The organism is Laceyella tengchongensis, from assembly GCF_900182735.1.
Lineage (GTDB): Bacteria > Bacillota > Bacilli > Thermoactinomycetales > Thermoactinomycetaceae > Laceyella > Laceyella tengchongensis.
The window spans coordinates 237473-262221 of record NZ_FXTU01000003.1 but is presented as its reverse complement, the minus strand read 5'-3'; the positions used below and the strand labels follow the sequence as shown (position 1 = coordinate 262221).

At 45.4% G+C, this 24749-nt stretch carries 20 protein-coding genes and 1 CRISPR repeat array; of the genes, 10 read left to right on the top strand and 10 right to left on the bottom strand.

The window, feature by feature from the left end; genetic code table 11:
* Positions 1 to 1039: 1039 nt before the first annotated feature.
* Genes QQZ12_RS08270 through QQZ12_RS08255 form a run of 4 tightly spaced genes read left to right on the top strand, consistent with a single transcriptional unit; the run spans position 1040 to position 6239 of the window.
* On the top strand, positions 1040 to 2476 hold the full coding sequence (locus QQZ12_RS08270; RefSeq protein WP_102992377.1) for a PTS mannitol transporter subunit IIBC: 1437 nt from the start codon (positions 1040 to 1042) through the stop codon (positions 2474 to 2476).
* Between the two features lie 55 nt (positions 2477 to 2531).
* A complete protein-coding gene (locus QQZ12_RS08265; protein ID WP_102992378.1) occupies positions 2532 to 4625 on the top strand; it encodes a BglG family transcription antiterminator in 2094 nt (697 codons plus the stop codon).
* A 5-nt stretch (positions 4626 to 4630) separates the two neighbouring features.
* Positions 4631 to 5062, top strand: coding sequence for a PTS mannitol transporter subunit IIA (locus QQZ12_RS08260; protein WP_022739006.1), 432 nt, complete (start codon positions 4631 to 4633; stop codon positions 5060 to 5062).
* Position 5063: 1 nt separating this feature from the next.
* Positions 5064 to 6239: a mannitol-1-phosphate 5-dehydrogenase gene (locus QQZ12_RS08255; RefSeq protein WP_284724250.1), complete on the top strand. Its 1176-nt coding sequence runs from the start codon at positions 5064 to 5066 to the stop codon at positions 6237 to 6239.
* Between the two features lie 72 nt (positions 6240 to 6311).
* Here the strand turns inward: QQZ12_RS08255 and QQZ12_RS08250 are convergent, their stop codons facing one another.
* Positions 6312 to 7649 carry an aminotransferase-like domain-containing protein gene (locus QQZ12_RS08250; protein ID WP_284724249.1) on the bottom strand — a complete coding sequence of 446 codons (1338 nt, stop codon included), beginning with the start codon at positions 7647 to 7649 and terminating at the stop codon, positions 6312 to 6314.
* Positions 7650 to 7833: 184 nt separating this feature from the next.
* Here QQZ12_RS08250 and QQZ12_RS08245 point away from each other — a divergent pair, with 184 nt between their 5' ends.
* A complete protein-coding gene (locus tag QQZ12_RS08245) occupies positions 7834 to 8751 on the top strand; it encodes a DMT family transporter (protein ID WP_284724248.1) in 918 nt (305 codons plus the stop codon).
* A gap of 135 nt (positions 8752 to 8886) precedes the next feature.
* On the opposite strand, the gene htpG is transcribed toward QQZ12_RS08245, so the two are convergent.
* Complete coding sequence (gene htpG / locus QQZ12_RS08240; RefSeq protein ID WP_102992383.1) at positions 8887 to 10761, bottom strand: molecular chaperone HtpG; 1875 nt, start codon at positions 10759 to 10761, stop codon at positions 8887 to 8889.
* 437 nt (positions 10762 to 11198) lie between these two features.
* Between htpG and QQZ12_RS08235 the strand changes: the two genes are divergently transcribed.
* Together QQZ12_RS08235 and QQZ12_RS08230 are read left to right on the top strand one after the other, a co-directional pair.
* Positions 11199 to 12095 carry a hypothetical protein gene (locus QQZ12_RS08235; protein WP_102992384.1) on the top strand — a complete coding sequence of 299 codons (897 nt, stop codon included), beginning with the start codon at positions 11199 to 11201 and terminating at the stop codon, positions 12093 to 12095.
* A 249-nt stretch (positions 12096 to 12344) separates the two neighbouring features.
* On the top strand, positions 12345 to 13106 hold the full coding sequence (locus QQZ12_RS08230; RefSeq protein WP_189319037.1) for a DUF4272 domain-containing protein: 762 nt from the start codon (positions 12345 to 12347) through the stop codon (positions 13104 to 13106).
* A gap of 302 nt (positions 13107 to 13408) precedes the next feature.
* Positions 13409 to 14339: a CRISPR direct-repeat array (repeat unit 37 nt; unit sequence GTATCAATGGAATACATCTCGATAAGAGAATTGAAAC).
* Positions 14340 to 14483: 144 nt separating this feature from the next.
* Here QQZ12_RS08230 and QQZ12_RS08225 read toward each other — a convergent pair.
* A complete protein-coding gene (locus tag QQZ12_RS08225; RefSeq protein ID WP_102992386.1) occupies positions 14484 to 15962 on the bottom strand; it encodes a M1 family metallopeptidase in 1479 nt (492 codons plus the stop codon).
* Positions 15963 to 16177: 215 nt separating this feature from the next.
* Between QQZ12_RS08225 and QQZ12_RS08220 the strand changes: the two genes are divergently transcribed.
* Positions 16178 to 17668, top strand: a complete 1491-nt coding sequence (locus QQZ12_RS08220) for a cobyric acid synthase (RefSeq protein WP_348651543.1) — start codon at positions 16178 to 16180, stop codon at positions 17666 to 17668.
* 118 nt (positions 17669 to 17786) lie between these two features.
* On the opposite strand, the gene QQZ12_RS08215 is transcribed toward QQZ12_RS08220, so the two are convergent.
* From QQZ12_RS08215 to QQZ12_RS08190, 6 genes are all read right to left on the bottom strand, one after another.
* Positions 17787 to 18275 (bottom strand): hypothetical protein, encoded by a 489-nt coding sequence (locus QQZ12_RS08215; RefSeq protein WP_123827435.1) that lies wholly within the window; start codon positions 18273 to 18275, stop codon positions 17787 to 17789.
* A 67-nt stretch (positions 18276 to 18342) separates the two neighbouring features.
* On the bottom strand, positions 18343 to 18879 hold the full coding sequence (locus QQZ12_RS08210; RefSeq protein WP_102992388.1) for an NAD(P)H-dependent oxidoreductase: 537 nt from the start codon (positions 18877 to 18879) through the stop codon (positions 18343 to 18345).
* Positions 18880 to 18945: 66 nt separating this feature from the next.
* On the bottom strand, positions 18946 to 19377 hold the full coding sequence (locus tag QQZ12_RS08205; protein ID WP_102993822.1) for a MarR family winged helix-turn-helix transcriptional regulator: 432 nt from the start codon (positions 19375 to 19377) through the stop codon (positions 18946 to 18948).
* 201 nt (positions 19378 to 19578) lie between these two features.
* Entirely contained in the window at positions 19579 to 19818 is a 240-nt protein-coding gene (locus QQZ12_RS08200; protein ID WP_102992389.1) for a hypothetical protein, read from the bottom strand.
* Positions 19819 to 19903: 85 nt separating this feature from the next.
* Positions 19904 to 21262, bottom strand: coding sequence for an amino acid permease (locus QQZ12_RS08195; protein WP_102992390.1), 1359 nt, complete (start codon positions 21260 to 21262; stop codon positions 19904 to 19906).
* A gap of 154 nt (positions 21263 to 21416) precedes the next feature.
* Positions 21417 to 22160: a pseudouridine synthase gene (locus QQZ12_RS08190; RefSeq protein ID WP_189319038.1), complete on the bottom strand. Its 744-nt coding sequence runs from the start codon at positions 22158 to 22160 to the stop codon at positions 21417 to 21419.
* A 199-nt stretch (positions 22161 to 22359) separates the two neighbouring features.
* Between QQZ12_RS08190 and QQZ12_RS08185 the strand changes: the two genes are divergently transcribed.
* Both QQZ12_RS08185 and trxB read left to right on the top strand, forming a co-directional pair.
* Positions 22360 to 22995: a DsbA family oxidoreductase gene (locus QQZ12_RS08185; protein WP_284724247.1), complete on the top strand. Its 636-nt coding sequence runs from the start codon at positions 22360 to 22362 to the stop codon at positions 22993 to 22995.
* 204 nt (positions 22996 to 23199) lie between these two features.
* Positions 23200 to 24144 (top strand): thioredoxin-disulfide reductase, encoded by a 945-nt coding sequence (trxB, locus tag QQZ12_RS08180; RefSeq protein ID WP_022739031.1) that lies wholly within the window; start codon positions 23200 to 23202, stop codon positions 24142 to 24144.
* Between the two features lie 312 nt (positions 24145 to 24456).
* Here the strand turns inward: trxB and QQZ12_RS08175 are convergent, their stop codons facing one another.
* Entirely contained in the window at positions 24457 to 24705 is a 249-nt protein-coding gene (locus QQZ12_RS08175; protein WP_284724246.1) for a DMT family transporter, read from the bottom strand.
* Positions 24706 to 24749 lie beyond the last annotated feature (44 nt).

The window sequence follows — 24749 nt, the reverse complement described above, 5'->3', positions numbered from 1 at the left end:
TATTTACTCATTTTTACACAGATGACAAGAGTGTGCAGAATGCGCATCTAAAAGAAAGGAAGGGCCTGATCTGGGTACAGGCTCCCAAATGGATGAAAATAGGCGGTCATCGTCTAGAATGCGATGGCTGTTTTCATTAATTGTAGAGAAAACTATTTATGTAATGGATGCCACAGGGCCATGGTGGGAACAAGAATGGCTTAGGGCTATACAAAGTGCTGTAGGTAAATGATTGTAATAGAACGAGGTAAACCGGATTTTCAATTGTCTATAGAAAGAGATTCGTGGAAATTAGTTTTAATATTAATAAATTATAGTTAATCCTCGTTGAAGTTAATCATGTAGGGTGTTGGCCTAATTTCTTAGGCCATTTAGTTGAAGTAATTTTTTATGATAAAGGAGCGGCGCATGTAAAATATTGTATCCCGGGCAATCAATTCGGGTAGAAGGGACATATGATCATTGATGAAGTTTTGAACTCAATGGATGAGTATGTGGAAATTAAAGGTTATACTTATGGTAGATTTGAATTTATTGCATCGTAATCTAGATTGAAAGTTTATATTTAACGGCTTATAAGGTAAATCATATATTATTTTGATAAAGAGATTTTGGTTTTGGGTGATGCAAAGTTCTGCACTTATACGGTTACCAGCTTTTAACAATCTCGCTCCTTTGCAACACCGTCCGACATCCCTTTTCACACAACAATAGGCCTAAATAATTACATAACGCAAATTAGCACCCTCGGTAATTCAAGAGCCGAGGGTGTTGCTTTTGGAAATGTAATTGGCACTTTTGGGTAACATATGCCTGTTGATACAAGTGGTCAGTGGAGTATTTCATCGCACTTCCTAACTCTTGATTCAAGCATTCGACATTGGAAGAAATGGATTAAAAATGAGCGTCATTTTATTTTTGTCAACAATGAGGATGACGAAGTTATGTTTTCATTTTGTTGAAGTAGGCATGGAACCGCTTTACTATATGGACAAGGGAATAATGATTACATTATTTAAAGTTAGAAAGGAGATAGGTTATGGGTGAATCTGTAAAACAGGCTGAAAACAACACAAACATTCGTGTCAGCATACAAAAATTTGGTAGGTTTTTAAGCGGAATGGTAATGCCTAACATTGGGGCATTTATCGCATGGGGACTGATTACTGCGTTATTTATTCCAACGGGATGGATTCCCAATGAAAAATTGGCCGAGCTGGTTGGGCCGACCATCAAATATTTGTTGCCGCTGCTCATCGGTTACACGGGCGGAAAAATGGTTTACGACGTTCGTGGCGGTGTAATGGGGGCCCTAGCTACGATGGGGATTATCATCGGTACGGATATTCCGATGTTTTTGGGCGCAATGATCATGGGCCCGCTGGGTGGCGTCGTGATCAAGCTGGTTGATGGGTTGTTCAAAGGGAAAATTCCCGCAGGTTTTGAAATGCTGGTTAATAACTTCGTGGCGGGAATTATCGGTGCGATATTAACCATTCTGGGTTATGTTGCTATCGGGCCTGTAGTGGCTACTTCAACCCAATTGCTGGGGGCTGGTGTGGAATGGATCGTCCATGCTGGGTTGCTGCCTTTGGCCAGTATTTTTATCGAACCAGCAAAAGTATTGTTCCTCAATAACGCGATTAACCATGGCGTACTGAGTCCTTTGGGGCTAAAAGAGGCATCAGAAATTGGCAAGTCCATCTTTTTCTTGCTTGAACCGAATCCAGGACCTGGTTTGGGGATTTTGCTGGCCTACTGGTTATTCGGTAAAGGCTCTGTGAAACAATCAGCTCCAGGAGCTGCCATCATTCACTTCTTGGGTGGTATTCACGAGATTTATTTTCCGTATATCCTGATGAACCCTCGCTTAATCCTGTCGGTAATCGCCGGTGGTATGAGTGGTGTGTTCATTTTCCAACTGTTGGATGCGGGCCTGGTTGCTGTACCATCTCCCGGAAGTATCTTTGCCTTGATCGCGCTGGCTCCTAAAGGTGGTCTCCTTGCGGTATTGGCTGGTATTGCTGTGAGCACGGTTGTTTCCTTCCTTGTTGCCGCTGTGTTCCTGAAATCCAAGTCGGGCGCCGATGAAGAGGATTTTGCTAAAGCCGCTGAAAAGATGCAAGAACTGAAAGGCAAGAAAAGTGAAGTTGTGGAACAGAATGCTGTGCAACAGAAAGAAAGTGCTTCAGTTAAAAAAGTTGTGTTTGCTTGTGATGCGGGAATGGGCTCGAGTGCGATGGGAGCTTCTATTCTGCGAAAAAAATTCAAGGACGCCAATGTCTCTGTGGAAGTGACGAATACTGCTATTAATGATATTCCGGAAGATGCAGATATTGTGGTAACGCAAATGACGTTAACCGATCGCGCCAAAGCCAAAGCTCCACATGCTGAGCACATCTCGGTCGATAATTTCTTAAATAACCCGAAGTATGATGAATTGACCAAACGGCTTAGTGAGCAAAATAAAGGATAAAACACTTGCATCATGCCAGTAATTTATCTCTTTGTATAAATCGGGGTAAGGGATTATGAATATTTCCTCTAGACAGCGCCATATTCTTGAAATCTTGCTAAGAGAGCTTGATGGTGTGACGATCGGGAAAATCGCGGAAGAAGTGCAAGTCAGTTCCCGTACGGTTCACCGGGAACTGGATGAGCTGGAGAAGCTGATAACAAGTCATGGATTAAAACTGAAGAAAAAGGCCGGAACAGGGCTGATCATTCAAGGGAATAAAGAGAAGTTGAATGAACTGAAGCAAGCATTGTCCGAGATCACTCCCATTGAATACACGCCAGCAGAAAGAAAAACCGTCATTTTATGCACCCTATTAGAAGCCAAAGAGCCGGTGAAAATCATATCGTTGGCTTATGATTTAAAAGTGACGCCCGCCACAATCAGCCATGATCTCGATCATCTCAACGATTGGATCAAGCAGTTCAATCTTGAATTGGTCAGAAGGCGGGGATATGGGATTGAAATCACTGGTGCTGAAGCATCGAAAAGAAAAGCGATCAGCGCGTTGATCTTTGAGAATCTAAACGAGTCGCAACTCATGGAGCTATTGAAAGAAAACATTCAAAATAAGCCCGTTACAACAACGGATACTGCATCAGAAAGATTGCTCAACCTGATTCCCAAAGAAAAGCTGATCGCTATCGAAAACACATTGCGCAACATAAGCGAACTTCTTTCGTATCCCTTGGCAGACAGCGCCTTTATTGGACTTGTCATCCATCTTTCTTTGGTGATTGAACGGATAACCAAAGGAGAGAAAATCAAAATCGATCCCGATTATTTGAAAGAACTTGAAGGCACACCTGAATATCAAGTTGCTAAACAGATTGTGGCGCAACTAGAATCTTCTTTTGGCCTTCCCATTCCAGTGGATGAAATCGGCTTTGTCACCATGCATTTAAGAGGGGCCAAACTAAGGCTTTCGCAAATCGGATCGCCGGAAGATGCCAACGCCGAATTAATTGCGATTGCCAAGAATCTCATTCATTTTTGTGAAGAAAAGGTGGGAGTAAATCTAAGTGAAGATCGTTCATTGCTTCATGATCTCATCACCCACCTGGAACCGGCAATTCACAGAATGAAGAGAAATATGAAGATTCGTAATCCGATGCTCGATATCATCAAAAAGGATTACCCTGATTTATTCCAAATCGTTAAGCAAGCAGCGAAAGAAATTTTCCCTCGATTGCAGGTGCCAGATGAAGAAATCGGATATTTGGTTATGCATATCGGCTCCTCTTTGGAAAGAGCATCGCGGGTCAAAAAGCGTTTTCGTGTACTGATCGTATGTGCAAGTGGGATTGGTTCTTCGAAAATGTTGGCCAGCCGTCTGGCAAACTCCATTCCCGAGATTCAAGTGCGACGGAATGTATCGGTGTTTGAGCTGAACAACATCGATGAGAGTGAATACGACTTTATCGTATCCACGATTCCCATTCCATCCAAAAAACCTGAGGAATATATCAGAGTGAGCCCGATGCTGACAGATAAAGAGATTGAAAAGATCTATTCGTTTTTAAGGGAGTATGAACCTGTAACGAGCGGGAAAACCCAGCAAACATCCCAGCCAAATAGCTTGCAACAACTTGAATCATTACACTCTTTACTTGGCCATGCCATTGATTTGATGAAGAACTTTTGTTTATTACAAATAGAGAATCAAAGCCTGAGCAAAAAAGAAATTCTTTCTAAAGCATGTGAAACACTGGTGAGCAAAGGTGTCATTATTCAAAGTGAACCAGTTGTTCACCAGCTGCTTGAAAGAGAGAAACAAGGGGGTCTTGGGGTCCCTGACGCCAAACTGGGGCTGTTTCACTGTCGAAGTGATCAGGTGACCCAACCCTCTTTTACCATGCATGTCCTGAGTGAGCCGATTCCAATCAAATCGATGGATGAAGGAACGATTGAGATCGATAAGATTCTTCTATTGTTGAGTCCGGTGTCGATCCCGAATGAGGTGATAGCCGTTTTAAGTGAAATCAGCGCATTGTTAATTGAAGCGGAAACCAACCGGGTTCTTGAATCCCATGATGAGTCTCAAATCAGGCAATATTTTGTGCAACACCTGTATCGATTTTGCTCAGAAAAAATGAACATCAAGGAGTGAGTTTAATGGGGATCTTATCTAAAGATAAAATCATTTTAAACCAAAAAGTGGAGACGAAACGAGAAGCGATTGAGTTAGCTGGAAAACTGTTGGTTAAAGAAAATCATGTCTCTGAAGAATATATCGGCAAAATGATTGAGCGGGAAGAAGACCTGACAACCTATATTGGAAATGGGGTAGCCATTCCTCATGGGACAAACGATGCCAAACAATGGATTCGCTCCACTGGCATCTCGATTGTGCAAATTCCCGACGGAGTCGATTTCGGAAATGGCAATACAGCTTATCTGGTGATCGGCATCGCTGCGGTGGGTGATGAGCATCTGGAGATACTATCCAATCTCGCTATCATCTGCGCTGACGAAGAAAACGTGAAGAAATTAATTCAAGCCAAATCTGCCGAAGAATTGATTGCCCTTTTGGAAGGAGGAATGTAAGGTGAAGGCATTACATTTCGGGGCAGGAAATATCGGCAGAGGATTTATCGGCGCCTTATTGAGCCGTGCCGGATATGAAGTTTGCTTTGTTGATGTGGTTTCGGAGTTGGTGGATGAAATCAATCGGAGACAAGAATATACAGTAGAAATTGCTGATGCCGGGAATGAACAAATTCATGTGAGTGGAGTTAGAGCCATCAACGGGCAAGATGCAAACGCCGTAGTAGCAGAAATGCTGGACGCAAATCTGGTGACAACGGCGGTCGGTCCCAATGTGTTAAAATTGATTGCGCCAACCATCGCAAAAGGACTGGCAGAACGAGTCAATAAAAATGTACAACCGCTTAACATCATCGCTTGCGAAAATGCGATAGGCGGAAGTTCTATGCTAAAAGAATACGTCTATCAGCATTTAAGCGAAGCAGATCAAAGAAAAGTGGATGAACTTGTTGGTTTTCCGAATGCGGCCGTAGACCGAATCGTTCCATTGCAAAAGCATGAAGACAAACTTCGTGTTGCTGTTGAGCCTTTCTTTGAATGGGTGGTTGAACGGGCCAACATGGTAGGAGAAGTCCCTCCGATTGAGGGAGTTGACTATGTCCCAAACCTAGAGCCATATATCGAGCGCAAACTATACACGGTAAACACCGGTCATGCAACGGCTGCTTATCTTGGATATTATTTTGGGTATAAGGCGATTGCTGCGGCCCTGCGAGATGAATTTATCCAAAACACAACCAAGCAAGCGCTTATGGAAACCAGCCACCTGCTAACAACCAAATATCACTTTAGCTCAGAACAACAAGAAAGATATATTGAAAAGATTATGAACCGCTTTTCTAATCCCTATCTTTCTGATGTGGTGACGAGAATCGGCCGGTCACCGATAAGAAAGCTGGGACCCAACGACCGTTTAGTCGGCCCTGCTGTTCAATTGTTAAACTTGGGTGTAACTCCTGAGCATTTGTGCATTGGCATTGCTGCGGCATTCCAGTTTAATTACGAATACGATGAGGAAGCCGTCCAAATTCAGAAAGACATCAAAGAAAAAGGGCTGGCTGAAACCATTGCTCTTTATACAGGCATTGGATCGGACTCTCCATTGTTTTCATTAATCATGGAAAAAGTAAAGATGTTAAATGCATTAAGGGCAGATCGAAGTAAATACATGAAGTAAAAATCACAAGAGCAAGGGGCAATGACTCCTTGCTCTTTAATCTACTTAAGCGTCCTGAGTGGTGCAGAGGTTTTACCAGCTTTCCCGCTTTACTGCCTCAATGATCGCTTTGACCCCCTCATCGATTTTCTCCGGTTGTACCCGAGAAATGCTGATCCGCAAAAACTTTTCTCGCTCCAAGTAATCCGACAAATAAAATCCTTTGCTGGATACCACTTTGATCTTCCGTGCCGCAAGCCGTTGTGTCAGACGTTCGAGATTAACCGTGATCGGTAGTTTAAATTGCACATAGACCCCATATCTGACGTCCGACACTTCAATCAATCCCGCATCATTGTGCCGCCGTACCGCTTCATTCAGCAACTGTATTCGCGTCGCATATTGCTTGGAAATTTTGTGCTTATGTCGCTCGTACATGCCGCTTTTGATGTATACTTCTAGCGCCGCCTGGGACAAAAGCGAGGTATCGGTGTAATTTTTGTAAGTGTAGAACATATCTAACAATTGCTCTGGGATCACAGCCGCTCCCAGTCGTAAACCTGGGAAAATGATTTTTGAAAAGCTTTTCAAATAAATGACGCGCGACGTTCGGCTGTACGCGTAGATTGGGTCGAAGCTCCGTTCTTGGCCCAAGTCAGCCATGTAATCGTCCTCGACAACGAATACGTTGTATTTGTCAGCCAAACTGGCGATGGTTTTTCTTTCCTCCGTGCTAAATGAGGTACCTAGTGGATTATGAAATCTCGACATGGTGTAGAAAAATTTGATGTTGCCGCTTTTGAATTTCTCCTCTAATTCCCGCAAATCTATCCCTGTCGCAGTGCGTCGTATTCCGCAAACGGGTATGCCCTCTGCCTCTAGGAAATGCAGATACAGATTGTAACTTGGCTGTTCGACCAAGATGACCGAATTCCCGTTAGGAAACGGCATCTTCGCCAAAATTTCCAACGCCTGCTGGATGCCCGTAGTGACGGAGATATTTTCTACATGAGTGAACACTTGGCTGTCTGCCAAATGGGAGACAAGCGTATGGCGTAGCTTTTCCAGCCCTTTTGAATTGCCGTATGTAAACAGGTGGTATTTGTAAATATCGATCGCTTTATTTAAACAATGCTGGAAATCGAGATACGGAAACACAGTGAAATCAGGTGACGCCGAAGCGAAATCGATCAGGTCGCTCGCGGTGTCGCTTGAAACATCTGACTGTCCGACTACATAGTAACCGCTTTGCGCGATGGAATAAATCGCGTGCCGTTTTTCTAGTTCTGCGTATGCCCGGGTGACTGTACTGATGCTACATCCGTACGACTTCGCCGCCTTGCGGACGGAAGGTAGCTTTTGGCCCGGACGGTATTCTCCTTCCATGATTTTTTGTTCTATATCGGAAAGAATAGACAAATATTTTTTCACGATGCTCCCTCCGGAGTTGGCAGATCCTGCTTTTCACTGATTATTATATCTTGACCGAATCAACTGTATCGATACAGTTTTGCCAATATGACATTGTTTGGAATGGCCATTTACCATACTTTTTATATAACGGATGATTCATTTACTAAATGATTCCGCCGACCTATAGAAGGGAGAAGCTACGATGAAAAGCGAAAGCGGATTGAAACTCGCTTACTTATGTGCCGTGTTGAATGCGGTGATTATCGGTTTTTCGTTTTTGTTCACCAAAGTGGCGCTTGAACACGCCAACCCGGTTGACACGTTGACGCACCGGTTTGCTGTTTCGTTTGTGGTGATGTCAATTCCTGTTGCTTTCGGCTGGGTGAAATTTAAGTTCCGCGGCAAGCTTTTAGCATTGTTGTTGCTGGCAACCATGTACCCAGTTGGATTCTTTCTCTTTCAAGCGTTTGGATTGCAACACGCTTCGTCAGCCGAAGGAGGTATTTTGTACGCCTTTACACCGATCGTGACCATGGTACTGGCCTCCGTTTTTTTGAAGGAAGTGACAACACTCTTTCAGAAGGTATCGATCTTCCTGTCGGTATCTGGCGTTGTGTTAATCTTCGTTATGAAGGGAACAGACTTCGATTTCTCGAATTTCACCGGGATTTTCTTATTGGTCATGTCGAGCTTGGCTTTTGCCGGTTACAGCGTATTAGTCCGGTCGCTTTTGCGGGTTTACAGCCCGACAGAAATCAGTTATGTGATGCTGGGAATCGGATTCGTCTCTTTTTCGGCGGTTTCAATCACCACTCATGTGGCCGCCGGCACGCTTGACCTCCTTTTAGCCCCGCTTACCAGTGGTTCCTTTGTTGTTTCCATTCTCTACTTGGGTGTATTGTCCTCACTTGTCACAGCGCTGACTGCAAACTACGCCTTGTCAAAAATAGAAGCTTCAAGAATGAGTGTTTTCGCCAATCTAGGGACCGTCGTCTCCATTATCGCTGGAGCCATATTTCTGGGAGAAGAAATCACGGTGCACCATCTCATCGGTTCGGCACTGATCATCGCCGGAGTGATCGGGGCGAATCGTTTGGGGAGAAAAAAGGTGACGGCGTGAATGCATTCCGGCTGACTTCACGGATGGAGATTTAAGCAATGCGGAAAGTAAGAATGGGTAGAAACCTGTGAGAGCATGATGAAGGAAGCTCCCCGTTATCAGATGGGGAGCTTTATGTGCTACAAAATCAGTTTATTAAACCATGATTTTGCATATGTCGTTTGTAAATTGGACAGGGTCTTCAATCGGCAATCCTTCGATTAGGAGCGCTTGATTGTAAAGCAGGTTGGTATACAGGTTTAGCTTATCCTTATCCTTTTCAAACGCATGCTTTAGCGTTTGGAAAACCTCGTGGTGGATGTTAATCTCCAAGACCTTATTTGCTTTTACATTCGGGTTGTTAGGCTGGGCGTTTAATATTTTCTCCATCTCGATGGTAATTTCACCTTCTGAAGACAGACAGACGGGGTGGTTTTTAAGGCGCTTAGAAGCTTTTACATTCGTCACTTTACCCGATAATTGGTTTTTCATGTAATCAAATAGCTCCTGGTTTTCCTGCTTTTCTTGATCAGTCTCTTGTTCTTCAGCTTCGATTCCCAGATCGCCACTCGATACATTCTTGAAGGGCTTGTCCTTGTAACTCATCATCATTTTAATAGCAAACTCGTCGATATCATCGGTAAAGTATAGGATTTCGTAGCCTTTGTCAGCGACGATTTCGGTTTGCGGAAGCTTTTCAATTCGTTCGATGGATTCACCGGTGGCGTAATAAATGTATTTCTGATCTTCTGGCATTCTCGATACATATTCGTCCAGCGTGACGAGTTTCTTTTCTTTAGAGGAGTAGAACAGCAACAAATCCTGCAGCGTTTCTTTGTTGGCACCAAAATCGCTATAAACGCCGTATTTCAATTGTCTGCCAAAGGATTTATAAAACTGCTCATACTTTTCCCTTTCATCCTTTAGCATGCTTTGCAATTGACTCTTGATTTTACGCGCAATATTTTTGGCGATCAGCTTTAATTGCCTGTCATGCTGTAGCATCTCACGAGAAATGTTCAGCGATAAGCTGTCGGAATCGACCATCCCTTTGACAAAGCTGAAGTGGTCAGGAAGCAGGTCAGCGCATTTATTCATGATTAATACACCGTTGGAATACAGTTCCAGCCCTTTTTCGTATTCCTTTGTATAATAGTTAAAGGGGATGGTTTCAGGGATAAACAAGATTGCCTGATATGTCACCGTACCCTCGACGTTGAGATGTACATACTTGATGGGTTTATCAAAACCGTAATGCTTCTCCTTATAAAACTGCTCATAATCCTTAGGAGTCAGCTCGTTTTTATTCTTACGCCAAATCGGTACCATACTATTGATGGTCTGTTCTTCCTGAACATCTACTAATTCGTTTTCGCTGCCTTCCTTGAGTTTTTTGACAGTAACGTCCATTTTGATGGGGTAACGGATGAAATCAGAGTACTTTTTGATGATTTCTTGTAATCGGTACGTCTCTAAGAATGCATCATAGTTCTCTTCTTCGGTATTTTCCTTTATCTTGAGAATAATATCTGTGCCGACCTCAGTTTTTTCACAGGGCGTAATTGTGTATCCATCTGTCCCCGTAGATTCCCACTTAAAGGCATGATCGCTGCCAAGAGCCCGGCTGATCACAGTCACCTTGTCTGCCACCATAAAAGCAGAATAGAATCCAACGCCAAACTGGCCGATTAATTCATGTCCATCTTGGGATTTGTGCTCTTTCTTAAATGCCAAAGAACCACTCTTCGCGATGGTACCAAGGTTGTTCTCCAGCTCGTCCTCGGTCATGCCAATCCCAGTGTCGCGAATGGTCAGTGTACGGTTCTCTTTATCGGCAATCACCTTAATATAATAATCCTCTTTATTAAAGACCAACTTAGGGTCGGTTAACGCTTTGTAATAAATCTTATCGATGGCATCGCTGGCATTGGAGATTAACTCCCTTAAGAAGATTTCTTTCTGCGAATAAATCGAACTGATCATCATTTCCAGCAGTCTTTTTGATTCTGCTTGAAACTGCTTCTTTTCCATGCCCATTCTCTCCTTTGAATCTAGAAAATTAGCAGGTGAGAAAGATTTGTTAGCACTTGAGGGTGACGAGTGCTAAGCATCTATTTTTATAACATTCAATTTTTTTGATGTCAATATTGCACAATGAGGAAGGGGAAACAGTAGGAGAGAGGTGATTGTTCATCCTATTTGGAGTTCTCACGAGAAGCAAGGTATCCTGATTTGGGTGTGTCTGATGAATAGGCCAGCGACTGCAAAACCATTTTCTCATTCGCTTCACGCGTGGCGAGGCGCTCCTCAAGAAAAGGTTTTTCCGTCGCTTTTCCCCACCAACTTGATTTGCCAGACACACCCTAGATACCAGCTGACCAGAAAAGAGGGTTGAGGGCGAGGGTGTGGGTTGCTTTCTTATTATTAATTTCATAGTATTCTGATATAAAAATGAAAGGGAGAAGGGTATGTTTTATCCAGCGGCGAGAAAAAGAAGAATGAGGCAACGACAAATGGCACAAGCTGCAAGGAATGCAGGGAGATTCGGGAGCCAGCAAATGAATCAGCAAGAGAATGGAAACGGGTTTCTAGGTTGGACATGGTGGCAGCAGTTGATCGGGGTGGAGTTATTAATTGGTGGGTTTATTATCTCTTGGTATGTGATTACTTTTTGTTATCAAGTAGGTTTCAAGAATTATTTGGTTATTCCGCTGTATTATATGGATTTTTCGTTGCTTACGCTATTAAAACCAGGTTTGAATTTGTTAATTGTATTGTTTTATCTGATTATATTGTTTGTATGGTTTTTCACTAAAGATCGCTTGATGAAGTATGTCTTTTGGATTGCATTTCCTTTTTTTGCGGTAATAACTAATTTTGATATAACTGGAAAAAGTACGTTGTTTTTATTTATCGTCCTTCTTTGTCTTGCTACTATATTGATCCGTCGTGCAAATAGGTTGGGAAGGTATGATAAAAAAGCCGAAGAGCTTCAGGAGAGCCCTGTTAGTATTGCTTTATTTATCATCATTGTCCTTGTATTCGCCTGTGTATCTTCTATGTCAAACGGCTTAATTGTAGCAAGAAATCAAGAACGATTTTATATTATTGATGATCACAAGGAAATAAAGGTCGTTCTTGATACATACAAAGACTACTATATCACTGCACCAGTTAACATCAAAAAGAAAACCTTTAAACCCGAATTTGAATTGATCCCTATATATAAAGACGATAAAGAACCGCCTGTCCAAGTGGTTAAAGATAGTAAAGAGTTAAACCAGGCAGAGAAGCAAGAAGAAAAGATCGTGCTAAAATATATGGAAATTGGCCCTTTAAGACCAGATAACCCCTATAAACCTTGATCTCGGTGGTATTTTGAGATTAAATGATATAGATGCTGTAGAACCAATCATGTCCGTACGTTGCGTACCCAAGTGCAAAATAGATGGGAGCTGCGAAAGTGTATAAAATAGTAAACACTATCTTCATCTGATAAGAAGATCGTGTTTTCCTGTTACCTCTTATGGATGAAAAAGGAGAATATCCGACTATGCAACAGTTCTTTGTTGGTACGGTTCAACAGTATGAAGAATCCTTGTATAGGAATGAGCGTGAATATTATCCTGATGATGTTCCTCCGCTCAATCCATCGAAACAAAATGCTTGTAAGTAGATTTGATAAAATCATTAATCCAAATAGAAAGGAAAGTGTATGTATCATGACTCATTCCGATACGAGTAAACAAATCACATTAGATCCGGATACTGGACGAGTTCTTATGCTGTATAACTTCCCAGTGTACCCCGAAACAAATGAAGTCCACTTACGTTCAGCAGAAGATATAGCAAAGCGTGCTTTGGCTCTTCATTTACTATTAGGGGTTATATTTTATCATGAGCCGGAGAAAGTGGTAGAGTGGGCAAGGGAAGAAGGACTATGGGATTCGCTGAGCCCGCAAGAGCAAAATGTATTTTCTGTACCGATCTCTGATCTCAGCCCGGCAGAGAAAAGTTGGAATCAGCGAGCGATGCAATCGAACCTACTCACTTGGCGAATCGAAGGCTTGCTTGCTTTATTATGGAGCTTGAATTTAGTTGAAGAGCTTGATTTACCAATTGAACGGTGCGATGGCGGTATTATTCGTGAAGTGTTGCCAGGGCTGGGTGAGTCACTTGAATCATTTATCGCTAAAGCGGAATGTCGTCCGATTAAAGAGATTGTACATATGCTAGGCAAACATTTGGAAATTTATAATCAACTGGTGGAAGCTTTTAATCATGATGAAACGCTTGAGTATGATATGCTGATTACGTATGAACGTATTCATGCATTAAACTGGGTATGTGGTTTGATAAGTAAATGGGATGACTGAGGTTGAAACATGGTACCCTGAAAGTGTGATGGGCTTGATGGTTTTATTTTCTAAATTATTTAGATATAATGAGTGGAGGGTGTAGGTAGTAAACTTAATGGCGTAGCTTGAAATGCGAACACCCATTGCTTCGGGAAAAAGCCAGGGGGTCGTCGGAAATGCTCAATGCCTTATGAATCAAGGGGTTTGCCATTTGGTGCTAGTATGATAGAACCGTTTTCTGGTGATGAAACTTAATTTTTGGAGGGGTGTTCGGAAAAGGGATAGCTAGACGTTGGTTTTTACAGGTTTCCGCGAACGCCGTATCAATGGAATACATCTCGATAAGAGAATTGAAACTTCATTGTTTTTTGATTGAATGGACCGGTTCTCCTTTGAGGTATCAATGGAATACATCTCGATAAGAGAATTGAAACCGAGACATCCTCGACTTTCTTCACTTTCTTTCCTTCAAAGTATCAATGGAATACATCTCGATAAGAGAATTGAAACTTTGATCCCATCGTCGTGAACTCAATACGTTTTAGTATCAATGGAATACATCTCGATAAGAGAATTGAAACCGCAGACCGGTTGACACCCGGTGGCGAAAATCCCCCGTATCAATGGAATACATCTCGATAAGAGAATTGAAACCCGCTAAAGCGGACAATCGGCTTCCATGCTGAGATGTCGGTATCAATGGAATACATCTCGATAAGAGAATTGAAACACCGAATACTCTTCGCTTTTTTCAATCAACCCGATGACATAGTATCAATGGAATACATCTCGATAAGAGAATTGAAACTACTGTTCACCCCGCGCGATCGCTTCCCGCACGTACCGTATCAATGGAATACATCTCGATAAGAGAATTGAAACGGTGATAGAAGATTTATCGAATTCAAACAAGGGGGAGTATCAATGGAATACATCTCGATAAGAGAATTGAAACCATTATTGGTTCAAACGGGATGGCGCGGATTACTCCCAAGTATCAATGGAATACATCTCGATAAGAGAATTGAAACTTATACGACAAGGACGACACGGCGGGGCAAATGGCGTGTATCAATGGAATACATCTCGATAAGAGAATTGAAACTGATTGATGAAAAAACGGAACAAGAAGCAACTGATTTGTATCAATGGAATACATCTCAATAAGAGAATTGAAACTGCGGGGTCTTCTACTCCAAAGACCAGTTTAAACCGTATCAATGGATTACATCTCATGAAGAGAATTGAAACAGGGTTCCATACCAGACGCCATCTTTCATGATCTTGAACTTTATCAATGAAACCCATCTCATCAAGAGAATGCAAACGGCAGGGAATCCATAAGCATATATAAAAACCGGCTGGAGAGATCTTCCTCCAGCCGGTTTTATTTCTTTATTCCTGATCAGATACAAACACATAGTGCTCGGCAAAGAACTTGTCCAAATCTCGCCCGCTGGTTTGTTCCATGATGCGGATAAAGTCTTTGGTGGTAGTGATACCGAATTTCTTTTGTTTGTAGTAGGCCTGCATCGAGGCGTAAAATTGCTTGTCACCCAATAGCTTGCGCAGGTCGTTCAAGGTGCGGGCGCCGTAATCGTAGACTGTGTCGTAGTAGGCGCTGATGCCTTCTTGACCGTAGGCGGTGAAATAGGAGATCGGATGGGAGAGATGGAATCCGGGAACCGGTTCGGCGGTGAGTTGGTCGAGTTCGTTGTCATAGAGAGCGGCGGCGAAAGTGGCGAAGGATTCATCTAACCAAGCCTCGTCATATTCGTTGTTGCCGATGATGCCGTAGAACCATTGGTGTCCGATTTCATGGGCATTGACGCTGCGCACCCAGGCCGGGGTAGCGTTGTCGCGGAGGGAGATCATGACCAGCTGCGGGTATTCCATGCCACCAAACCAGCCTTTCATGCTGACTACGTCCAGTTCTGGCCAGGGATAAGCGCCGAATTTCTCACTAAAGAGCTTAATGCTATCCACACCGCTTTGCAGGAGGTCTTGGGAGAACTTGGCGTGCTCTTCCGCGTAGTAGACATTTACTTTCACCTTGTTGACGGTGGTGGAGATGATTTTGTAGTTGGGGTTCATCTCCATGGCGAAGTCACGTACCTGTTTGGCGATATAACGATGGGTGGCGAGGTTTCCTTTAAGCTTGGGCTTCCCGATTTCGGTTCCGGTGGCAGCGATGACTTGCTTTTTGTCGGTGGTGACGGTGACGTCGAAGTTGCTGGTCAGGGAGTAGAAGCTTTCACCGTATGGGAAATAAGGGTCGACGTTCCAGCCTTCGTCATCATAGACGGCCAAAATGGGGAACCAATTGCCCAAGGAAACAGTGTCACCATCCCAGCCGAATCGGTCTTGCCCTTTTGGGACATGGACGGTGAAATCCATGGAAACGGTGGACTTGCGGTTTTTGGGCAAGGTGGCGTCAATGTGCAAGGCGGTTTCTTGAAGGTGATGGTTGGCTGCTTTCCCATTCACTTTCACGTTTTTCACATCCATGCCACCCCCGTTTGTACGGAAATTGGCGGCGTTGCCCCAGAGGTTGAAGTATACGTCGTTCAAGCGAACCCCGGTGTTGTTGGTGAAGGTGACAGATAGTTTGCCGTTAATGATATGGTTTTGGCTATCATAGGTGACATGCATTTTATAATTTGGATGAATCGGGCCGCGTGTGACACGCTGGTTTTTCATTTGTTTGTTGAGCAGCTTAGGCACTTTTACCTCTGTGATTGCATGCTCGGCTTGTGGGGGAATATAGGCTCCCGCGGGTGCGTCGACAGGCGTTTGCGCGAAGCTGACACCAGGTGCGAGCATGGTTCCCAATGCTAGGGTGCTGGCGAAGATGCTTTTCCAAGTTGTCCACATGATGCTTTCCTCCTTGTGTGTTGAATAGTCTAATATTTCTACATTTATAAATAAAATCCTTTATTATTGAATTGTTCAGTGAGGCAACTCGGTTTCTCGAGTCCGAACAAAAGGCTAGCCAGCGCTTGCGTATGATAGTCTTCTGGGCTAAGATAAGCGAGATGTAGCGAAGGTCTTGCTGATGATTCCACTTGATATCCAAAGGGGAGGATATATTGAAGACGATCATGATCCAAGGCACGGCATCCGATGTGGGAAAAAGTGTGATTTGTACGGCTCTGTGTCGGCATTTTTATGAACGGGGCTATCGTGTGGCGCCTTTTAAATCGCAAAATATGTCTTTAAACTCTTATGTGACGCGCTCGGGTCATGAAATTGGTCGGGCGCAAGGAGTACAGGCGGAGGCGGCAGGGATTGAAGCGACATACGACATGAATCCCATTCTCCTCAAACCGAAAGGGGAGATGGTGTCGGAAGTGATCGTGCACGGGAAGCGATGGGCGGATATGCCGGCAATGGCATACCGCGCTCGGACGTTGGAGGAGATGTTGGAACCGGTGCGGGCATCGCTTGCGCGTTTGGCAGAACAAGTGGAGGTATTGGTGATTGAAGGGGCGGGAAGCCCGGCTGAAATTAATTTGAAAGATCGCGATATTGCCAATATGCGAGTCGCCGAGCTGGTGGATGCTCCCGTCTTGTTGGTGGCGGATATCGAGCGGGGTGGGATGTTCGCGTCTTGTGTGGGAACATATGAACTATTGACTGAAGAGGAGCGGAAACGGGTTAAGGGATGGATCGTCAATAAGTTTCGTGGAAGCAAAGAATTGCTGGAATCCGGCCTAGCTTGGCTGGAAGAGAGGACCGGTGTCCCGGTTCTGGGTGTTCTGCCGACCATCCGGATGGAAGTAGATCCAGAAGATTCCCTCGCTTTGCAAAACATGACTGGCGATCAACAAGTGGAAGGGGATAAGCTGGATGTGGCAATTGTTTGGCTACCCTATATTTCCAACTTCACCGATTTTTCGCCGTTGTCGCACCAGTCGGCATGCACCGTCCGTTATGTGCAGTTTGTGGATCAGTTGGGTGCGCCGGATGTGGTCATCCTTCCTGGCACCAAAAACACCATACATGATTTGCAGTGGCTGAAAGCGAATGGCTGGATGGAAGCGATCCAACAAGCTTATGAACACGGGGCGTTTGTCGTTGGCATTTGCGGTGGATATCAGATATTGGGTAGCGTGCTAAGGGATGAAGGGCAGGTCGAGGGTGCTGGCGGGGTGGAGTCTGGATTAGGTTTGCTTGCGGTGGAGACCGATTTTGTGCCAGTCAAAGAAACAAGGCAACAAACAGGCCGCCTGCTAGCGGGGTGGGCTAATCAAGTGGAAGTGTCCGGTTATGAGATACATCTGGGTCGCACCACCAGAGGAAACGGCGTCATGCCGCTGTTGCGTTGGGTCGATGGGAGAGAGGATGGAGCGATATCTGCCGATGGGCGGGTCATGGGGACGTATCTGCACGGGTTATTTGACAATGAACGGTTTGTGCAAAAGTGGTTGCAGTTTATTGGAGAGGCGAAGGGGTTGACGCTCGCCTCAGGCCCCGCCGTCGACCGCCAACAAGTGTATGCCGATTTGGCAGAGTGGTTGCGCCAGCATGTGGATGTGGAGCGAATCGAAAGGATCATGGGTATACACGTGGACAGATGATAAAGTCTTGAATGTACGTGACCGCGTAAAAATTGGTCAAGCCTTTGATTTGACGCATACGCACAAAATCAAAGGCTTGTTCTTCCTCAAAGAGGGTTCTCCCTCGCGGCCAGCCGAATCACTCGAGGGAAACGGCACTGGCCGCGATTTTTACTAGCTGTTCTTTGGTAAGTTTGTATTGTTTTTGCTTGGAGTGGTCTACCGTTGACAGAAGGAAATGAACACCGTTTTTCTTATCATTCCAGTATAAGATGCCTTTTTTCTCATAAAATGCGTCGATTTCACTGGATAGCTTTATTTTTTCCAAGTTGTTGAAAGTGGACGTTCCCACCGTGATAGTGAAATAAACCACATGGTCTGTATTTTGCACATAATCTTGTTGGTAGCTATGTTTGTGCAATGATGAATAATGGGCCTCCATGTTGGTGGGTTTAAACGGAAGGTGCGTGGGCAGGCGCATCTTTTTTTTGAAATGATCGGGGATGGTGTGGAGAACCTGTTTAACCTTTTCGTTGGTTAGCGGTTCTTTCGCCGGTTGGTCATTCTGACAAGACACCAGGAAGAGCATAATCGAAGCGAATATGGTGATGCATGCCGCTCTAATCAAATAAACCACCCTGCTTTATCCATGGTTTGTCTGATTCTATATAAAACAGAGGGGGAAATTCCCCCTCTTAGCCCTTCGCGATTGTCAGTGCAGGATTGAGAATATGGGCAACGTATTGTTCGGCGCCGGCTTCGATTTGTTCGTCGGTGGCGGTGTTGGTTCCATAGAAGTGGAAGGGTTCGAGATAAGTCATACCGGTGAAATGGTTCATGGCTTTGAGAGGGAGCGTGAGCAGGTCGACTGAATAGCCCATCGCTTTGTAGTTTTCCTGGGGACCTCCGATGGATACGGCTGCCACAAACTCTTTGCCATGGAGTTTGGTTCCTTCTTTGCCGTAGGCCCAGCCATAAGTCAACACGTCATCCTGCCATTGTTTCAACAGCGCCGGGGTGCTGTACCAATAAAAGGGGAACTGGAAGACGATTCTGTCATGTTCCATCACCAGCGCTTGTTCTTTCGCCACGTCGATGTTTCCGTCGGGATAAGTTGCATATAAGTCATGAACAGTCACTTGTTCAGGATATTCGCGTAATTTGGCCACCCAACGTTTGTTGATGCGGGATTGATCCAGATTAGGGTGGGCCACAATCACCAGTGTTTTCATGTGTGTCGACCTCCTGCATGGTGAGCTCGTAAAATGTGTGTACAAAACAAATGATGGATCAAAAGTTTAGTTGTGTTCTTGTTCCAGTTTAGCATTGGCGATCATTAGCCGTTCCGCCAATTGGCAACCTTCATCTACCCCGAGCAAGGTTGAATAGCGTGTGTACAAGTTCTTCCAGCATTCGCGGATGGGTTCGACCAAAGCGAATCCCTTCTCGGTGGGGTACATCAAAGCAAGTTTGCCCACTGCTTTTCTCTCCACCAATCCTTTGGCGATCAATTTGTCAATAAACCGGGTGCCAGTCGAGGGGGCGATATGTAATTTTTCGCAACACTCCTTGAGTGAAAGGCCCGGCTTTTCCGCTATGATCATCAGCAGGAAAGCGTAAGTGGGAGACAAATGGATAGAGGCAAACTCTTCTTCGGCCATTTTGGTGATAGTTCGTGAAAAGCGGTTAACGGCAACGAAAAGACAACGGCTCATTTGTTCTTCGATCATTGTAAATAGCACCCATTTCTTTGTTTGTACATACAAATGATATCGTGTTCTTGCCATCGTGTCAAGTAAGATGGGAAGGGTTGCGAGAAGCCTCCTTCCCATCTCCATGCTTAGAGTGTTTCATAGAAGGATTTGTATTTTCGCATCTCATCCATCAGGTTGCTACAATCTTCATTTGCTTTGTGAAGAAAACGGGTTGCATCAAAGGAAATTACGTGCAAGCCGGGGCGCCAATCGGTGGCAGGTGGGACTGTGAGGAATCGGTTCGGCCAACGCTACGAACTCTTCCTTGGTGGTGAAGAAAATGTCGGTGGTGAAAAATTTAGGCAATACTAAAAGATCGACGCGTTGGGCTGTTTGTGCAAGGGTTGAATCAATAAAGTTCAGGTTGGCTTCTTTCTGTTTCGGAATGATATCCATTTGCAGGGTGCCGACATACACTTGGTGAGCGCCTCCCTTTGAACGATGATGTGTTTGTATTAGATAAGAAAAGGTCTCCCCAAGAATCGGGGAGACGGATATGATATTATGCGTCGTTTTTATTGTATCTGCGTACCAATTGGTAGCTCAAGGCGAGAATGCCGAACCAAATGGGCGCCACATACAGGGCGATGCGGGTGCTTTCTTCCAAAGACAGCAGCGCCCCCACGCCGATCAAAAAGATGATGCCAATCCAGTTGGTCCAAGGTGTGCCCGGCATTTTAAACGAAGTGGGCTGGTGTTTTTTTCTGAACTTGATATGGGCGTACAAGATAATGCCCCAGACCCACAATGCACCAAAAGTTGCTACGCTGGTGATGTAAGTAAACGCTTTCTCAGGAATGAAATAATTAAGCACCACGCCAAACAACAAGACAATGGCGGACACCGTGATTCCTCGGGATGGAACTTGGCGTCTGCTCACATAGTGAAGTGCTTGTGGTGCATGATTTTGTCCCGCCAGTGTGTACAGCATGCGACCGGTGCTGAAGATGCCGCTGTTACAGGAAGACAAGGCGGCAGTCAGGATGACGAAATTAATGATGCTGGCCGCGGCGGGAATGCCGATCTTGGCAAAGGTCAATACAAATGGACTCGTTTTGCCGTCCAGTTGGTTCCATGGATAGAGCGAGAGGATTACAATCAACGCTCCGATGTAAAAAATGAGAATGCGCCAGATGATTTTATTCACTGCCGAAGGGATTGTTTTCTCCGGATTTTGGGCTTCCCCGGCGGCAATCCCCACCATCTCAACGCCCAAGAAAGCGAACATGACCATCTGCAAAGCAAACAATACGCCCGTAATTCCTTTGGGCATGAAGCCGCCATGCTCCCACAGGTTGGAGAATCCGACAGCTTCTCCGTTGTTGCCCCAGCCGGTTGTGATCATGACGAGACCGACTACGATCAATACCAAGATGGTGGCCACTTTGATCAGGGCAAACCAGAACTCCACCTCACCAAATGCCTTTACGGCGATGAGGTTGACCAAATACACCGCAACGAGGGCGATAAGTGCGGGAATCCACTGTGGTATGTTCGGAAACCATGTGTTCACATAGATGCCCACAGCCGTGATTTCGGCCATCCCTGTGACGACCCACATAAACCAATACGTCCAGCCGGTGATGAATCCCGCCCATGGCCCGATCATTTCAGTCGCGTATGTACTGAAGGAACCGGAGACAGGTTTGTAGAGGATCAGCTCTCCTAATGCACGCATGATAAAAAAGATGATGATCCCGCCGATGGCGTAAGAGAGCACCAGTGCGGGCCCCGCTGCTTGGATGGCGGAAGCTGAACCTAAAAATAATCCGACGCCGATTGCGCCCCCAATCGCGATCAGCTGGATATGCCGGTCGCTTAATCCTCTTGCCAATGACTCATTCTGCGTTTGCTTGTTCATAGACTGCCCCCTTGATTTCATTTTTTTTGGTGCATTGTTATTTTTACCATTGGGGAAGAAATTGCATCATGATTTTAACTTAGAATAAAAATCCGTTCAAGCCAGGTTTGTTGCAGGGGCCCCCCTGCGAATGGTTCTAAGATGAGGGGGGATACTAGTTGCCGTTGTTTTCCCCTTTGAGCAAGGCGAGTTCTTCCGGTGTCAATTCCCTGTATTCGCCTGGTTCCAAGTCGGGGTCCAATGTAAGCGGCCCCATAGCGATCCGCTTGAGAAACACCACTTTTTTGCCGACGGCTTCAAACATGCGTTTGACCTGATGGTATTTGCCTTCGTAGATGGTTAACTCGACTTCGGATCGAGGGCCGGACGAGAGAATGGTAAGTTCGCCAGGCATAGTTACGTAGCCGTCATCCAAGGTCACCCCGTTTTTAAAGGCGAGCGCATCTTCTTCCGTAACCACGCCATCCACCTCAGCGTAATAGGTTTTGGGCACGTGTTTTTTGGGAGAAAGCAACTGGTGCGACAATTTTCCGTCGCTAGTGAGCAACAGCAGCCCTTCGGTATCCTTGTCTAACCGTCCGACGGGAAACGGTTCAAATACGCGGTGTTCTTGTTCCAACAGGTCAGTGACGACTTCTTCATTACGGTCTTCGGTTGCTGATATGACGCCTTGCGGTTTGTTCATCATCAAATAGATATGCTCGCGGTATTCGATGGTAATGCCGTCGACGGTGATATCGTCCGTTTCGGGCATGACGTGCACACTCGGGTCATTCACCGCGGAGCCGTTCACTTTGATTCGGCCTGCTTTGGTTAGTTTTCTAATTTCTTTGCGCGTGCCAACGCCCATGTGCACTAACACTTTATCTAAACGTTGACTTTTTCTTGTGGCCACCATGCGCCCCCTCCTGCAATTAAGATGTGTGTGTAAAAATGTAAGTATGGTGAAAAAAACGCGGATCAATTGCCATCATAGCATATTGTGGAAGAAATGATAGGGGTTTTATCCATGTGATCGCAAATTAAGGATAGTCAGTCAGCCCTCAGGATGAGTATAATAGAAAAATATCAACTTTAAAAAAGTAAGGAGCATAGGAATGATTATCGACATTTTTCATGACATTGTCTGTCCGTGGTGCCGGATCGGCAAGAAAAACCTATTCACGGCATTGGCTGAGTGGAAGCGCGAGCATGATGAAGAAGTGACTATCCGTTACCGATCCTATTTGCTGGAACCGAATATGCCTAAAGTAGGACGCCCATTCCAAGAGCATATGGCGGAGAAAATGGGCGGCCGGGAGCGGATGATGCAAGTATTTGCGCAAGTGACCCGGGCTGGAGCAGACGTCGGTCTCCACTTTGATTTCACGAAAGTCGAGCGGATGCCCAATACATGGTTGGCACACACTTTGCTTAAGTGTACCCCGCCAGCGCTAGTGGATGGGATGCTGGATGCCTTGCATGTGGCTGAGTTTGAGGAAGGCAAAGATGTGGGGTCGTTGGAGGTCTTGCTGGAGCTGGCTGCCCGTGTGGGATTGGATTTGGATGAGGTGCGGACGGCGTTGACGGAGGATGCGAAACGAGCGGAGATTGAAGTGGATTTGGCACTGGCGCGGCAAATCGGGATTCAAGGGGTTCCTTTTGTTATCATTGGCGAGAAGCTGGCTTTGTCCGGAGCCCATTCGCCAGCCAACTTTTTGAAAGCATTTGCTGAAGCGAAAAAAGTAGATTAGAATGATTCTAAAAAAAGCAGTTTGGTACCTGCGGATGTAGGGAAATATAAGGCATGCCCACAGGGATATGAATCTCGGATGTCATATGGCTCAGCCTTGGATGAAAAACATCTTGCTGGATGCCGGGGCTGGGTTAAAATAAATGTTGGTTGATTCATTTACGAGATACATATCGCATCAACCAGGCAGTAGGAGGCGGAAAATATGAATAAAGTGATTGTTCTAGGCACGGGGCCAGCTGGTTTGACGGCGGCCATTTATTTGGCACGCGCCAACATGGAGCCGTTGGTGATTGAGGGGCCAGAACCGGGTGGGCAATTGACAACGACAACCGAAGTGGAGAATTTCCCAGGCTTTCCTGACGGCATCATGGGGCCGGAGCTGATGGATAACATGCGTAAACAAGCCGAACGTTTCGGTGCCCGGTTTAAGCGGGGATGGGTGCAAAAAGTCGATTTGTCGAAACGCCCGTTCACGTTGTACATGGGGGAAGAACGCATTGAGACGGAAGCCTTGATCATTTCCACCGGGGCATCGGCAAAATTGCTCGGCATTCCGGGTGAGAAGGAAAACATCGGGCAAGGGGTAAGCACGTGCGCCACATGTGATGGGTTCTTCTTCAGAGGCAAGAAAATCATCGTGGTCGGCGGCGGTGATTCCGCGATGGAAGAAGCTAATTTCCTCACCCGTTTCGCCACAGAAGTGACGTTGGTACATCGCCGCAATGAGCTTCGCGCGTCTAAAATCATGCAAGATCGGGCTCGTAAAAACGAAAAGATCAAGTGGAGCCTGAACCGCACGCCAGTGGAAGTTATCCGCGGCGAGCAAGGCGTGACTGGATTGAAAGTGAAAAACAACGAAACCGGTGAAGAGGAGATCATTCACACCGACGGCATTTTTGTGGCCATCGGACACAAACCCAACACCGATTTCTTGGAAGGCCAATTAGAGATGGATGAGGCGGGTTACCTCAAAGTGGAGCCGGGAACAACCAAAACCAACGTGCCAGGCGTATTTGCCTGCGGTGACGTGCAGGATCATGTGTACCGGCAAGCGATCACTGCTGCTGGCTCAGGGTGTATGGCGGCGTTGGATTGCGAACGCTTCCTTGAAGGTGATGCTGTGCATGACTGGAGCAAGTCCTTATAATCTGTCGTCGGCGGTCATGAACAGGGCGATGCATCCGACCATCGCCCTGTTTTCTTCTCATCTATATGATAGACAAGTTTGCATAGCAAACCAAATGCATGATTATGCCAGCCAGCGACACTGGATGGGGGATAGAGGCTTCTATATCGTCTCAAAACGGCGAAATACCTTACCGTGAATAATCAATCAAATGAGCAGGCCAATACTTATGGTTGGCCTGCTCATTTGATTTCAAGCGGAAGGTTGGTTAAAGAGATTCACCATCACACTGCCGACAATGATCAGTACGATGCCGGCCATCTGGGCCAGTTGCTATTTCTCGTCCCACAGTAAATTGGCAACAAGAATGGTACCGACCGTTCCCAATCCGGACCAGACGGCATAGGCGATCCCCAAGGGAATTTGTTCTAAACTGATGGTGAATAGATAAAAAGCGATTCCGTAGCCGATGATCAGGATCAAGCTGGGGAGCAATCGGGTGAAGCCGGCAGACTCTTTGAGCGCACAGGTTGCGATAACTTCGCTGATGATTGCGATCAAGAGCAATAACACGGATTTCATTATCCCACCCCAAATTGGAGATGCATACGAATGGAGACGAACGA

Excerpts from the sequence above, each read along its gene's own strand:
- QQZ12_RS08270 (WP_102992377.1), top strand. The coding sequence starts at position 1,040 with ATGGGTGAATCTGTAAAACAGGCTGAAAACAACACAAACATTCGTGTC.
- QQZ12_RS08265 (WP_102992378.1), top strand. The coding sequence starts at position 2,532 with ATGAATATTTCCTCTAGACAGCGCCATATTCTTGAAATCTTGCTAAGA.
- QQZ12_RS08260 (WP_022739006.1), top strand. The coding sequence starts at position 4,631 with ATGGGGATCTTATCTAAAGATAAAATCATTTTAAACCAAAAAGTGGAG.
- QQZ12_RS08245 (WP_284724248.1), top strand. The coding sequence starts at position 7,834 with ATGAAAAGCGAAAGCGGATTGAAACTCGCTTACTTATGTGCCGTGTTG.
- htpG (WP_102992383.1), bottom strand. The coding sequence starts at position 10,761 with ATGGAAAAGAAGCAGTTTCAAGCAGAATCAAAAAGACTGCTGGAAATG.
- QQZ12_RS08235 (WP_102992384.1), top strand. The coding sequence starts at position 11,199 with ATGTTTTATCCAGCGGCGAGAAAAAGAAGAATGAGGCAACGACAAATG.
- QQZ12_RS08225 (WP_102992386.1), bottom strand. The coding sequence starts at position 15,962 with ATGTGGACAACTTGGAAAAGCATCTTCGCCAGCACCCTAGCATTGGGA.
- QQZ12_RS08210 (WP_102992388.1), bottom strand. The coding sequence starts at position 18,879 with ATGAAAACACTGGTGATTGTGGCCCACCCTAATCTGGATCAATCCCGC.
- QQZ12_RS08205 (WP_102993822.1), bottom strand. The coding sequence starts at position 19,377 with ATGATCGAAGAACAAATGAGCCGTTGTCTTTTCGTTGCCGTTAACCGC.
- QQZ12_RS08195 (WP_102992390.1), bottom strand. The coding sequence starts at position 21,262 with ATGAACAAGCAAACGCAGAATGAGTCATTGGCAAGAGGATTAAGCGAC.
- QQZ12_RS08190 (WP_189319038.1), bottom strand. The coding sequence starts at position 22,160 with ATGGTGGCCACAAGAAAAAGTCAACGTTTAGATAAAGTGTTAGTGCAC.
- QQZ12_RS08185 (WP_284724247.1), top strand. The coding sequence starts at position 22,360 with ATGATTATCGACATTTTTCATGACATTGTCTGTCCGTGGTGCCGGATC.
- trxB (WP_022739031.1), top strand. The coding sequence starts at position 23,200 with ATGAATAAAGTGATTGTTCTAGGCACGGGGCCAGCTGGTTTGACGGCG.
- QQZ12_RS08175 (WP_284724246.1), bottom strand. The coding sequence starts at position 24,705 with ATGAAATCCGTGTTATTGCTCTTGATCGCAATCATCAGCGAAGTTATC.